Genomic DNA, 12,814 nt, shown 5'->3' on the forward strand with positions numbered 1-12,814 from the left:
CGTTGTGGCACAGGATTATACTGTTGAACAACTCAACTACGGCCGTAGAGTCTATGACTTTATGCGCTGGGATTACGTGGCCTTCGGCATCTCGCTGGTGCTGCTGATCGCGTCAATCGCCGTTATGTCGGTACGCGGTTTTAACTGGGGTCTGGATTTCACCGGCGGTACGGTGATTGAAATCAGCCTGGAAAAACCGGCCAACCTCGATTTGATGCGCGATACGCTGGAAAAAGCCGGGTTCCAGGACCCGGTTATTCAGAACTTTGGCAGCAGCCGTGACGTGATGGTGCGTATGCCACCGGCGACCGGTACCGCTGGCCAGGAACTGGGTAACAAAGTGATCGGCGTGATCAACGATTCGGTCGACAAAAACGCTAGCGTAAAACGCATAGAGTTCGTCGGCCCGAGCGTGGGCACCGAACTGGCGCAAAACGGCGGCATGGCGCTGCTGGTGGCGTTGATCAGTATCCTGATCTACGTCGGTTTCCGCTTCGAATGGCGTTTGGCGCTGGGGGCGGTTATCGCGCTGGCACACGACGTGGTCATCACCTTGGGCGTGCTGTCGCTGTTCCATATCGAGATTGACCTGACCATCGTCGCTTCATTGATGTCGGTTATCGGTTACTCGTTGAACGACAGCATCGTGGTTTCCGACCGTATTCGTGAGAACTTCCGCAAGATCCGCCGCGGGACGCCTTACGAAATCATGAACGTGTCGCTGACCCAGACGCTGAGCCGTACTTTGATGACCTCCGGTACCACCCTGATGGTGGTGCTGATGCTGTACATCTTCGGCGGCGCGATGCTGCACGGCTTCTCTCTGGCTATGTTGATCGGTGTGTCTATCGGTACCGTATCCTCCATCTACGTGGCGTCCGCGCTGGCGTTGAAGCTGGGTATGAAACGTGAACACATGCTGCAGCAGAAAGTGGAGAAAGAGGGCGCAGATCAGCCTTCTCTCTTGCCGTAATCTGTCGGTGAGTTGAAATACGATGCCGGTCCGGTTTATCCCGACCGGCATTTTTTTGCCTGAAAATCGCTAATCCAGACTGGTTAGCGTTAGTCGGTTAAGCGTGTTCACCAGTTCTGCCAGGCTACTCGCCTGCATTTTTTCCATCACTCTGGCCCGATGCACTTCGACGGTGCGTACCGCGATAAAGTGATGTTCGGCGATCTGTTTGTTGGTCATTCCTGCGGCTACCGCACGGGCAATATCGCGTTCGCGCGGTGTCAGCGCACCGAAAAGCTGTTGCCGTTGGCGTTGCTCAACCTGACGTTGCGAATGGATAATGCCGCGCTCCAGTGCTTCAATCAGCGGCGCGGCGGCGATCGGTTTTTGTAGAAAATCGACGGCTCCCAGCTTCATTTCCTCCACGGCCATGGCAATATCGCCGTGACCGGTGACGATCACCACTGCCAGCGTACTGTTTTGCCGCCGCAGCTGTTGATGAACCTGTTGCCCATCAATCCCCGGCATCCGGATATCCAGCATGACGACGCCGCATTGATAGGGATCGGTGCTGTCGATGAATTTTTGACTGTCGTGCCAGGTTTGTACCCGATAATTCAGCCCTTCGAGTAAAAAGCGGCAGGCGTCGGTAACGGCAAAATCATCATCAACCAGATGTATCAGCGCCATGGCTGGGATCCTTTTGAATGACAGGGAAGTGCAGAATCACGCGCAGCCCCTGTCGTTGTGGGGAAGCTAAGTAATTTTCCAGCGTCAGCTCTGCACCTTGGCCCTTCAACAGCCGCTGGCAGATCACCAACCCTAACCCGAGACCTTCCTGTTTGGTACTGCGGAAGGGCACGAACGGCAGTGCCAGTTGTTCGTCGCTGAGGCCGCCGCCATCGTCTTCAACGATCAACCGGTGCTGATGCGTGTCGGCTTCGTGGCGCAGTGTGATTTGTCGGGCACCCGCCTGCAGGCTGTTGCTCAACAGATTGGTGAGCACTTGCTCTAATAACGTCGCCTGGCTGTACAGCTGACTCTGCGACGGGATGTTAATGGTTAATCGGCACTGCGGATGCTGTTGTTTTATTTGCATCAATTGGATGACGTGTTCCACCAGCGGGCGCAGTAACAGCCATTGTGCATTTTCGTCATGGGGTGTTTTGCTGGCCCAGCGTCGCAAGTTAACGATACTCTCCGCACCACGCTGTGCCTGCTGGCCAATCTGTTCAAGGATTGGCAGCAGTTCATGTTGGTTGTCGCTGCGCTCCAGACGGATACGACACCCTTCCGCATAGTGGCGGATCGCCGCCAGCGGTTGGTTAAGCTCATGGGCAAAACCGGAGGCCATTTCGCCCAGGGCGCTGAGGCGCTGCGCCCGGGCCAGAGCAGTTTCTCTGGCACGTAGCGTCTGATGCATTTGTTCGAGTTGGCGCCCGCGGCGGCGTACCAGATAACCTACCCACAGATGATTGGCGCCGAGCAATACCATCACCCCGACAATGCCACTGAGCAGCAGCCAATGCTGCTGTGCCCAAAGGTACAGTTCCTGCCAGAGAGAACGCTGCGTCGGGTGGATATTCAGATCCTGCAGCAGCTGATTAACCTGACGTGATGACGCCGGGGCTCCCCAAACCGGCAAGCCGGGGGTGTTCATCTGCAGCAACTGGCGAGTTAATTCGTCTGCCAACCGGTCCGGCACGTGGTTTAAGGCGGCAAAGGACCAGTTAGGGTACAGTTCGGTGCTGGTCAGGCAGCGCTGGTCGCTTTGCTTCGCCAGCAGTGCGCGATAATCACTGGCACGCAGTAATCCTTCCGCCTGCATTTTTTCCAACAGGCAAACCGGCACAATCACCGCATCCAATGCCCGATCGCGCAATTGATACAGTAGAGCATCCGCCGGGTAACCGCTGAAGTGCAGCTGCAGATCTTTCTCCGGGTTTAGGCCCGCGGAAAGCAGTTCTTTGTAACCCAGCAGGTAGCCGCCAAAAGCATCGCTAGCGACGGCACCAACGTTCTTTCCGGTCAGTTGGCGGGGCGTGGTTATTGGACTGTCGCTGCGCACCAGTATGACGCTGCCGACGACGTTGCTTGAGCCCTGCAGAGGGGGTTGGGCTGAACGCAGTGAAACCAGCCAGCGCAGTGGATAGCGGTTATCCAGTTGAACGTATTGAGCCGGGTTGGTGAGCAGAAAATCGACGCGCTCGCTGCGGACGGCCTCTTTCATACCGCTGAGGCTTACTGGCGACAGTTGGAAATGGTCTGCGGGAAACTGGCGGTTAAGATGATCGACCAATGGCTGCCATTGGACCAGCGCATGGGCATCGCCACGCAGCGCCAGCACCGCTATCGTCCATTGTTCCGCCCAGGCTGAGCTCAACCAACTGCCCAGCAACAGAAGTAGCGCTGCTCTTTTCACATCATCTCCGCTTTTATGATCCCCATCACCGGTCTGAATTGTCCTGGATCAAGCCGTCGACGGTAATGTGGTAAACCACAATATTGGCGACCGGTTGCCCTTTTTACACTCCCTTGTATCAGTTCCCCGGCAGGTACTTATTGGGAGAAATCAATGGACAGTGGGAAACGTCAGTTTTTACAACGGCTAGGTGCGCTCACCGCCGGCGCTGCGCTGGTGCCGCTGGCGCAGTCAGGTTGGCAGTTACAGCCGGCCCGTCGCGAAGGCAACGGTGAAAAACGCATGGCGATGCTGATTGATTTGCGTCGCTGCATTGGCTGTCAGGCATGCACGGTCAGTTGCGCGGTGGAAAACCAACTGCCTCAGGGGCAATTTCGCACCAGTGTACTGCAATATCAGGTCACCCTGGAGGGCCAGGCATCGACCACCAACGTGCTGTTGCCACGGCTGTGCAATCACTGCGATAACCCGCCCTGCGTGCCGGTTTGCCCGGTACAGGCCACTTTCCAGCGGCAGGACGGCATTGTGGTGATCGATAACACCCGTTGCGTTGGCTGTGCCTATTGCGTACAGGCCTGCCCTTATGAGGCGCGCTTTATCAACCATGAAACTCAAACCGCGGACAAATGCACGTTCTGTGTGCATCGGCTGGATGCCGGACTGCTACCGGCCTGTGTCGAATCCTGTGTCGGGGGCGCACGGATGATTGGCGATCTTAACGATCGTCAGGGAGTGTTGAGGCGCACTTTGGAACAGCACCAGCCTCAGCTCAAGGTACTCAAGCCTGAGCAGGGCACGCATCCGCAGGTTTTCTATCTGGGGCTGGATGAGGCTTTCGTCAGCCATGTCCGGGGGCAACCGGCGTTGTGGCAGGAGGTGCACGCATGATCCGCGAAATCATGGCCCGTCCGCAGGAGATCGCCTGGCTGCCCTGGGCGGTGCAGTATTTCTTCTTCATCGGTTTGGCCTGCGGCAGCGTCGTTATTGCCGTCTGGCTGCGCTGGCGTGAACCCAATAAAACGGTCCGGCTGGAACTGGCCGCCGTCTCGTTGGCAGTCGTGAGCGGCACAGTCGCGCCATTGGCTCTGAGTGCCGATCTGCACCAACCCGCCCGTATCTGGCATTTTTACGCGCACTTTACGCCCTGGTCGTGGATGTCGCTCGGCTCGCTGTTCTTGCCGCTGTTTACCCTGCTAGTGATGGGCTATTTCGCGCTGCTGATGCGTAGCCGGTTGAGAGCGGAAACCTTGCCATTCTGGGCGCGTTGGTTGCAGATATTCCCGGCCTGGCGCGAGGAAAAATGGCTACGTTGGGTGGCGCTGGCCACCTTGCTTTCGGCAGCCAGCATCTTGCTCTATACCGGGCGCGAGGTATCCGTCCTCAGGGCGCAGCCGCTGTGGTACAGCCTGTGGTTGCCCTGGTTGCTGTTGCTTACCGCTGTGCAGGCCGTTCCGCCGCTGTTGGCCTGTTGGTTGCGGCACGAACCGCAGTGGCAGCCACGTCTGGCTGGCTATCAGGCAGTGAGTTTGCTGTTGCTGTGCTTCTCTTGCCTTGGCTGGTGGCTGGATGGCAGCACGTCCTCTGCCGCGTTGCATCGCTTGGCAAGTCAAGGCGTGGTTTGGCGTTTGGCCGGCATCGCCGTTGTCGTCTCGATCTTATTGTTGTTGGCGCTGGCCTGGCGAGTTCGCAGCCAAGCGCTGGGGGCAAAAGGGTTGCTGGGCCAGTGCATGGTCGCGCTGTTGCTCTGCTGGGGTGTGCGTTGGCTGCTGCTGATGCAAACCCAGACGTTGCCTAAGTTCAACATATTAACCAATCCCTATGTGCTACCACTCGGCAGTGAAGGGCTGTTGGCGATTCTGGGCACTTTGGGTTTGTGGATAGCGTTAATCATTGGGATCCGTGAATTACAGCATCAGTTGATGGAGAAAAAACATTATGGCTAAGTCAACGCGGCGTCAGTGGTTAAAAGGCGGCCTGGCCCTGGGCGGCTTGACGCTGTTCGGCGCCAGCTACAGCGAGATGGTGCAGAAGGTGTTTACCGGGCTGCGCGACGGCAGCAGCGGTAAATTGACGCTGGACAGGATCAGCGCCAACGCCTTGCCGACCGAAGGGCGTCGACACCCCGATGGCTGGCAGGCCAACCCACAGCAGGCAGTATCGATGACCCAGTGTTTTGGCTGCTGGACGCTATGCGGGGTGCGGGTCAGGGTGGATCGCCAGAACCACCAGATCTTGCGGATCGCCGGTAATCCTTACCATCCGCTGTCTCACGATCGTCACTTTCCCTACGCTTTGCCGGTGGCGGACGCGCTCAACCGTCTGGGGGGCGATGAGGGCCTTGAACAACGCTCGACGGCCTGCGCCAGGGGCGCGACCTTGCTGGAGGGATTAACCAGCCCTTACCGCGTGCTGGAGCCGATGAAGCGGGTAGGGCCGCGCGGCAGCGGGCAGTGGCAACGCATCAGCTTTGAACAGTTGATTCAGGAAGTGGTAGAGGGCGGCGATCTGTTTGGCGAAGGGCCGATCGAGGGGCTGCGGGCTATCCGCGATCTCGACACGCCGCTCGATCCGGCTCAGCCTTCGTTGGGCCCCAAGGCCAATCAACTGTTGGTCACCAATGCCGGCGATGAAGGCCGGGACGCGTTCATCAAACGTTTCGCGCAAAACGCCTTCGGGACACGTAACTTCGGTCATCATGGTGCCTATTGTGGATTGGCCTATCGTGCCGGTTCCGGGGCTTTAATGGGCGATTTGGAAACCAATGCCCACGTCAAACCGGACTGGGATAATTTGCGCTTTGGCCTGTTTCTCGGCACTTCACCGGCGCAGTCCGGCAACCCGTTCAAGCGCCAGGGGCGCCAACTGGCCAATGCCCGCATGCGCGACGAGTTTCGTTACGTGGTCGTGGCTCCGGCATTGCCGTTGACCACGACCCTGGCCAACGATCACAACCGTTGGGTGCCGGTGTTGCCCGGTACAGACTCTGCGTTGGTCATGGGGATGATCCGCTGGATTATCGAACAGGAACGTTATAACGCAGACTACCTGGCGTTGCCAGGCGAGGTGGCAATGCAGGCCGCCGGTGAAAAAAGCTGGACCAATGCCACGCACCTGGTAGTCACCGATGAAGATCACCCCTTGTGCGGACAGTTTTTGCGCCAGACACATCTGGACGGCAGCATGCCAGGAGAGTCAGAGAGTTCGCCTTTGGTATGGGATGAGCAACGCGGTCAGCCGGTAGCGGCCAACCTGGCGCTGCAGGGGCCGTTGCGGGTGGATCAGCCATTACAGTTGGCCGACGGTTCGCAGGTTCGGGTGCGTTCGAGCTTCCTGTGTCTGCAACAGGCGGCTGAGCGCTTTACGCTGGCTGAATACAGCGCGCGCTGTGGCGTCAGTGCCGAGACCATTGCCGCACTGGCCAAAGAGTTTACCTCTTACCAACGGCAAGCGGCGGTGATTGCTCACGGCGGCATGATGAGCGGCAACGGCTTTTATAACAGTTGGGCGGTGATGATGCTCAACGCGCTGATCGGCAACCTGAACCTTAAGGGCGGTGTTTCGGTGGGCGGCGGCAAATTCAAAGAGTTTGCCGACGGGCCACGCTATAACCTCAAGACGTTTCCCGGCATGGTGAAACCGAAAGGATTGGTGCTATCACGCAGCAAGCAGGCGTATGAACAATCCGACGAATATCGCCGCAAGCTCGAGCAAGGGGAAAAACCTTACCCGGCGCGCGGGCCTTGGTACCCGTTCGTGGCCGGCCAGTTCACCGAACAGTTGGCACCGGCGCTGATGGGATATCCCTACCCGCTAAAAGCCTGGATCAGCCATATGGGCAACCCGTTGTATGGCGTGGCCGGTCTGCGTGAGGTGGTTGAGCGTCGGCTGAAGGACCCTCGGCAGCTACCGCTGTTTATTGCGATCGATGCTTTTATTAACGAAACTAATGCGCTGGCGGACTATATCGTCCCGGATACGCATAACTTCGAGAGTTGGGGCTTTACCGCCCCCTGGTCCGGCGTGATGGTGCGGGCGAGCACTGCACGTTGGCCGGTGGTGCCGTCACGTACGGCGAAAACGGCCGATGGGCAGCCGGTGGCGCTGGAGAGCTTTGTCATTGCGCTGTCTAAAGCTATGGATTTACCGGGCTTTGGCGACGGCGCATTGCAGGATCCACAGGGCAACCGCTTCGGGCTGCACAATGCCGAAGATTATTATCTGCGGGCGGCGGCCAACGTGGCCTTTGCCGGTGAACCGCTGCCCGAGGTGACGGAAAGCGAGCTGCGATTGACCGGGGTCGATCGCCTGCAACCGGCGCTGGATAGCGTGTTGAAAGCGGATGAGCGACTGCGTGTGGGCTATCTGCTGGCGCGCGGTGGGCGTTTTGCGCCTTATGAGCAGGCCTGGCGTGGCGATGAAACCGGCCCGCAGTGGAAAAAGGGATTGAATATCTGGAACGAAGAGGTGGCCCGCCACCGCCATGCGATGACGGGAGAGCGCTATAGCGGATGTCCGACCTATTACCCGCCGCGTTTTGCCGACGGCTCTGATGTCGGGGAGCACTATCCGCCAGAGGCATGGCCGTTCCGTTTGATGTCGTTCAAATCGCATCTGATGAGCAGCTCTACGGCACCGATCGATCGCTTGCGTGCGGTGAAACCGGTCAATCTGGTGGCGCTGAATCCGGCCGATGCGCGACGCTATGCGCTGCGGCATGGCGATCGGGTCAGGTTGCAGACTCCGGGAGGCAGCGTCGAAGCCCAGATCAGCCTGCTGGATGGTGTGATGCCTGGCGTAATTGCTATTGAGCATGGTTATGGCCATCGTGAGATGGGCGCGCGGACACACACACTGGATGGTCAACCGTTGGCCGCGGATGCACGCATTGCCGCCGGCATTAATCTCAACGACCTCGGTTTGCCCGATCCGACCCGCGAAATCAGCAATAGCTGGCTGGATTGGGTCAGCGGCGCGGCGGTGCGCCAGGGGTTGCCGGCAAGGCTGCAGCGGTTGAGCTAAGCAGTAGGCCCACGCTCGGTCAAGGCCGGGAGTGGGCATTCAAAAGCTTAGTGCTGAGGGACGGCGGCCGTAGTGGGCTCTACGCTGTGCAGTCGCACATAGCCCAATTGCTCTGGCGTCAGGCCGCTGAAACGCAGCTCAAAGCTGTATTCTGTTTTTGGCAGCAGCGAGTCCGCGGTGGCGATAGGTTGTGAAAGCGCATCGGCCGTCAGCGGTTTACCGGTGGCCGCATCTAGCTGGCCCCATTCCACTACCGCCTTGAACGCAGGCAAGGAGGCTTGTGACAGGGTGCGAACGTGCAACAAGGCCTGGGCGCCGTTAGCCTCGGTTTTTACGTGGCTAAGTGACACGCTCAGTTCGCCGAGATTGCTGTGCAGACGGGCGGCATTATTGGCTGCAGGCACCAGATAGACGCCGCTGGTGGAGTTCTGATTCAGCTGGTTTTGCTGTTCCAGCGCCGTGGCCTGATTGGTCAGGATGGTGAGTTTCTGATTCAGTTCAACCACCTGGTTACGCAGCTTCGGCACTTCGCGAGTTTGTGCGCATCCGGCCAGCAGAACCAGTGCGCTGAGCAGGCAAATTTTGGGGTAACGGGTTGTCATGGCGGGTATTTCCTATTCAACATCTCCTGATATCAGCTTAGCCCGCCTGATGGGGAAAGTCATGTTCGTCGCCTTTTGGGCCGCTATTTCGAAGAGGGGCTCGCAACAAATAACCGGCGGCCTTTGTTGTGACCGTACTTCGGGGTAAACTGTTCTTAACTATGAAAACGTTTATCAGGACGTGTTATGCATTGCCCTTTCTGCGCCGCCGTTGATACCAAAGTCATTGATTCTCGCCTGGTGGGTGATGGTTCGCAGGTGCGCCGTCGCCGCCAATGTCTGGTTTGTAATGAACGTTTCACCACCTTTGAAGTGGCTGAACTGGTGATGCCGCGGGTAATAAAAAGCGATGAAGTTCGCGAGCCCTTCAACGAAGACAAACTGCGTCGCGGCATGCTGAAAGCGTTGGAAAAGCGCCCGGTCAGCTCCGACGACGTGGAAAACGCGATTAACCACATTAAATCCCAACTGCGCGCCACCGGCGAGCGTGAAGTGCCGACTAAACTGGTGGGCAACCTGGTGATGGATGCGCTGAAAAAACTGGATAAAGTGGCCTATATTCGCTTTGCCTCGGTTTATCGCAGCTTTGAGGATATCCGCGAATTCGGCGAAGAGATCGCCCGTCTGCAGGACTAAGGGAGCTTTGATGCATAACGACGAATTGTATATGGCGCGCGCCTTCGAACTGGCGCGGCTGGGGCGTTTTACTACGGCACCTAACCCTAACGTCGGCTGCGTGATTGTGCGCGATGGCGAAATCGTCGGCGAAGGCTACCATTTGCGCGCCGGTGAACCCCATGCGGAAGTGCATGCGTTGCGCATGGCGGGCGAAAAAGCCCGTGGTGCCACGGCTTACGTCACGTTGGAGCCTTGTAGCCACCATGGCCGCACGCCGCCTTGTGCCGATGCATTGGTCGCCGCCGGCATTACCCGTGTGGTTGCGGCGATGCAAGATCCTAATCCGCAGGTCGCCGGTCGTGGTCTGTATAAGCTGCAGCAGGCCGGGCTGGACGTACGCCACGGTGTGATGCTGGCCGAAGCCGAGGCGGTGAATCTGGGCTTCCTCAAGCGCATGCGCACCGGCTTCCCTTATGTACAACTGAAGCTGGGTGCCTCGCTGGATGGGCGCACGGCAATGGCCTCTGGCGAAAGCCAATGGATCACCTCTGAGCTGGCGCGTCAGGACGTGCAGCGGTTGCGGGCGCAAAGCGCCGCGATTCTCAGCACCAGCGCTACGGTGCTGGCTGATGATCCGTCACTGACGGTTCGTTGGGATGAGCTGGACGCCGAAACTCAAAGCATTTATCCGCGTGAAAACCTGCGCCAGCCGTTGCGCATTATCCTCGACAGCCAAAATCGCGTCACGCCTCAGCATCGGGTGGTTAATCAGCCGGGTGCAACCTGGTTGGCACGCCTGCAGGCGGACGCTCAAACCTGGCCGCAGGACGTCGAGCAACTGACGTTTCCGGCGCACGGCGGCGGAGTCGATCTGGTGGTGATGATGATGCAACTGGCGAAACGCCAGGTGAACTCGATCTGGGTAGAGGCCGGTGCACAGCTCGCCGGTGCCTTGCTGCAGGCGGGGCTGGTCGATGAGCTCATTTTGTACATCGCGCCAAAACTGTTGGGCGATAATGGCCGCGGTCTGTGTCAACTGCCGGGCCTTGAGCGTCTGGCCGATGCGCCGGAGTTTGTTTTCAGCGAAGTACGGCAAATTGGCCCCGATTTGCGGCTGCGGTTGAAGGCAAAATACTGAATTTAATGCCCGCGAGCCGGGGCGGTCAGCGTTTTACAAAACCGCCCGCGCAGGCAGATAAAGAATGTGATAGAATCCGCCCCCCTGCGGGGTATTGAACCCATTTTTAAGGAAAGCCCATGAAAGTTATCGAAGGTGTTGTTGCTACTCCAAATGCCCGTGTGGCGATCGCAATTGCACGTTTTAACAATTTCATCAACGACAGCCTGCTGCAAGGTGCTATCGATGCACTCAAGCGCATTGGCCAGGTTGCTGACGACAACATCACCGTTGTCTGGGTCCCGGGCGCTTACGAGCTGCCGCTGACTGCACGCGTGCTGGCTAACACCGGCAAATACGATGCGGTTATTGCACTGGGCACCGTTATCCGTGGGGGCACCGCGCACTTCGAATATGTCGCGGGCGAAGCCAGCTCCGGCCTGGGCAGTGTTTCTTTGAACACTGAAATCCCGGTTGCCTTTGGCGTGCTGACAACCGAGAGCATCGAACAGGCTATCGAACGTGCCGGCACCAAAGCGGGCAACAAGGGTGCTGAAGCTGCTCTGACCGCACTTGAAATGATTAATGTTATCAAAGCTATTAAAGCCTGAATTTAGTTAAGGGGAATTCCGTGAAACCTGCTGCTCGTCGCCGCGCTCGTGAGTGCGCTGTTCAAGCGCTTTACTCTTGGCAGTTGTCTAAAAATGACATTGCCGATGTTGAACACCAGTTCCTGACGGAGCAAGATGTCAAAGATGTGGACATCGCCTATTTTCGGGAGCTGCTGTCCGGCGTGGCGGTGAATGCAGGTCTGCTGGATGGCCTGATGGCACCTTACCTGTCGCGTCAGCTCGAAGAGCTGGGCCAGGTGGAAAGAGCCGTTCTGCGCATTGCGCTGTTTGAGCTGAAAATGCGTGAGGACGTGCCGTACAAGGTGGCTATCAATGAAGCGATCGAGCTGGCGAAAACCTTCGGCGCTGAAGACAGCCACAAGTTTGTGAATGGCGTGCTGGATAAAGCAGCACCAAGCATCCGCAAGAAAAAATAAAAAATTAAGGCCGGTATCCCCGGCCTTAATTTCTTCTATTGGAACATCGACCATGGCATGTGGCGAATTTGACCTCATTGCCCGCTATTTTGACCGGTTTAAGAGTCTGCGCCGGGACGTACAGTTGGGCATTGGAGATGACTGCGCACTCCTGACAGTGGCAGAAAAACAGCTTTTGGCCGTCAGTACCGATACCCTGGTTTCGGGCGTTCACTTCCTGCCGGACATCGATCCGGCCGATCTCGGCTACAAAGCGTTGGCAGTTAACCTGAGCGATCTGGCGGCTATGGGCGCGGATCCAGCCTGGCTTTCACTGGCATTAACCCTGCCGGAAGTGAATGAGCCCTGGTTGAAGGCGTTCAGCGACAGTCTGTTCGAACAACTTAATTATTACGGCATGCAGTTGATTGGCGGCGATACCACGCGCGGCCCATTGAGCATGACGCTGACGATCCACGGTCTGATCCCGGCCGGCCGGGCGTTGACCCGTGGCGGCGCACGTATTGGCGATTGGATCTACACCACCGGTACGCTGGGTGACAGTGCCGCCGGGTTGGCTGTTTTGCAGGATCGCCTGCAGGTGGCGGACGCTGACGCTCGCGATTACCTGATTGGGCGCCATCTGCGACCCCAGCCGCGGGTGCTGCAAGGGCAGGCGCTGCGCGATCTGGCCAGCTCGGCGATTGATATTTCGGACGGTCTGATTTCCGATCTGAAGCACATATTGAAAGCCTCCGAGTGCGGTGCGCGCATCAATTTGGATGAGCTGCCGCTGTCGCAGGCGCTAAGCAGCCACACCGATGCTGAACAGGCGTTACGCTGGGCGTTGACCGGCGGAGAGGATTACGAGCTGTGCTTCACCGTACCGGAGATCAATCGCGGCGCGTTGGAAGTGGCGTTGAGCCATTTGGGCGCGGATTACACCTGCATTGGTCAGATTGGCCCGCTTTCGGAAGGCATCAAGTTCTATCGCAACGATGAAGCGGTTGAGCTGCCATGGCACGGTTTCGATCATTTCAGCGAAGGGCAGGCGTAA

At 58.0% G+C, this 12,814-nt stretch carries 12 protein-coding genes; 9 read left to right on the forward strand and 3 right to left on the reverse strand.

Annotation, left to right across the window (positions count from 1 at the left end):
- The first annotated feature begins 4 nt into the window (after positions 1 to 4).
- Positions 5 to 973 carry a protein translocase subunit SecF gene (secF, locus tag AAZT04_RS00875; RefSeq protein WP_020825464.1) on the forward strand — a complete coding sequence of 323 codons (969 nt, stop codon included), beginning with the start codon at positions 5 to 7 and terminating at the stop codon, positions 971 to 973.
- A 69-nt stretch (positions 974 to 1,042) separates the two neighbouring features.
- Here secF and ttrR read toward each other — a convergent pair whose 3' ends face one another.
- Together ttrR and ttrS are read right to left on the reverse strand one after the other, a co-directional pair.
- On the reverse strand, positions 1,043 to 1,642 hold the full coding sequence (gene ttrR / locus AAZT04_RS00880; RefSeq protein WP_434678686.1) for a tetrathionate respiration response regulator TtrR: 600 nt from the start codon (positions 1,640 to 1,642) through the stop codon (positions 1,043 to 1,045).
- Positions 1,620 to 3,374 (reverse strand): tetrathionate respiration histidine kinase TtrS, encoded by a 1,755-nt coding sequence (ttrS, locus tag AAZT04_RS00885; RefSeq protein WP_434678688.1) that lies wholly within the window; start codon positions 3,372 to 3,374, stop codon positions 1,620 to 1,622. The genes ttrR and ttrS overlap by 23 nt, the downstream gene beginning before the upstream one ends.
- Before the next feature lie 153 nt (positions 3,375 to 3,527).
- Here ttrS and ttrB point away from each other — a divergent pair, with 153 nt between their 5' ends.
- From ttrB to ttrA, 3 genes are read left to right on the forward strand one after another with little or no spacing between them, the layout of a single operon-like run.
- Positions 3,528 to 4,262 carry a tetrathionate reductase subunit TtrB gene (ttrB, locus tag AAZT04_RS00890; RefSeq protein WP_129982662.1) on the forward strand — a complete coding sequence of 245 codons (735 nt, stop codon included), beginning with the start codon at positions 3,528 to 3,530 and terminating at the stop codon, positions 4,260 to 4,262.
- On the forward strand, positions 4,259 to 5,317 hold the full coding sequence (ttrC, locus tag AAZT04_RS00895) for a tetrathionate reductase subunit TtrC (RefSeq protein WP_129982663.1): 1,059 nt from the start codon (positions 4,259 to 4,261) through the stop codon (positions 5,315 to 5,317). Before ttrB ends, ttrC begins: the two co-directional genes overlap by 4 nt.
- Positions 5,310 to 8,393 carry a tetrathionate reductase subunit TtrA gene (gene ttrA / locus AAZT04_RS00900; protein WP_434678689.1) on the forward strand — a complete coding sequence of 1,028 codons (3,084 nt, stop codon included), beginning with the start codon at positions 5,310 to 5,312 and terminating at the stop codon, positions 8,391 to 8,393. Before ttrC ends, ttrA begins: the two co-directional genes overlap by 8 nt.
- Positions 8,394 to 8,440: 47 nt before the next feature.
- Here ttrA and AAZT04_RS00905 read toward each other — a convergent pair whose 3' ends face one another.
- A complete protein-coding gene (locus tag AAZT04_RS00905) occupies positions 8,441 to 8,995 on the reverse strand; it encodes a DUF3251 domain-containing protein (protein WP_020825470.1) in 555 nt (184 codons plus the stop codon).
- Positions 8,996 to 9,181: 186 nt separating this feature from the next.
- Here AAZT04_RS00905 and nrdR point away from each other — a divergent pair, with 186 nt between their 5' ends.
- The 5 genes from nrdR (at position 9,182) to thiL (ending at position 12,814) form a co-directional block, all read left to right on the forward strand.
- Complete coding sequence (gene nrdR, locus AAZT04_RS00910; protein WP_004949256.1) at positions 9,182 to 9,631, forward strand: transcriptional regulator NrdR; 450 nt, start codon at positions 9,182 to 9,184, stop codon at positions 9,629 to 9,631.
- A gap of 10 nt (positions 9,632 to 9,641) precedes the next feature.
- The gene (ribD, locus tag AAZT04_RS00915) at positions 9,642 to 10,751 is read left to right on the forward strand and encodes a bifunctional diaminohydroxyphosphoribosylaminopyrimidine deaminase/5-amino-6-(5-phosphoribosylamino)uracil reductase RibD (RefSeq protein WP_174573823.1); all 1,110 of its coding nucleotides are present in this window, start codon (positions 9,642 to 9,644) and stop codon (positions 10,749 to 10,751) included.
- A gap of 119 nt (positions 10,752 to 10,870) precedes the next feature.
- Positions 10,871 to 11,341, forward strand: coding sequence for a 6,7-dimethyl-8-ribityllumazine synthase (gene ribH, locus AAZT04_RS00920; protein ID WP_012005513.1), 471 nt, complete (start codon positions 10,871 to 10,873; stop codon positions 11,339 to 11,341).
- A 20-nt stretch (positions 11,342 to 11,361) separates the two neighbouring features.
- The gene (gene nusB / locus AAZT04_RS00925) at positions 11,362 to 11,778 is read left to right on the forward strand and encodes a transcription antitermination factor NusB (protein WP_020825472.1); all 417 of its coding nucleotides are present in this window, start codon (positions 11,362 to 11,364) and stop codon (positions 11,776 to 11,778) included.
- A gap of 52 nt (positions 11,779 to 11,830) precedes the next feature.
- Positions 11,831 to 12,814, forward strand: a complete 984-nt coding sequence (gene thiL / locus AAZT04_RS00930; RefSeq protein WP_048759611.1) for a thiamine-phosphate kinase — start codon at positions 11,831 to 11,833, stop codon at positions 12,812 to 12,814.

This window comes from Serratia sp. Je.1.23.a (genome assembly GCF_051129805.1).
Classification (GTDB): domain Bacteria; phylum Pseudomonadota; class Gammaproteobacteria; order Enterobacterales; family Enterobacteriaceae; genus Serratia; species Serratia liquefaciens.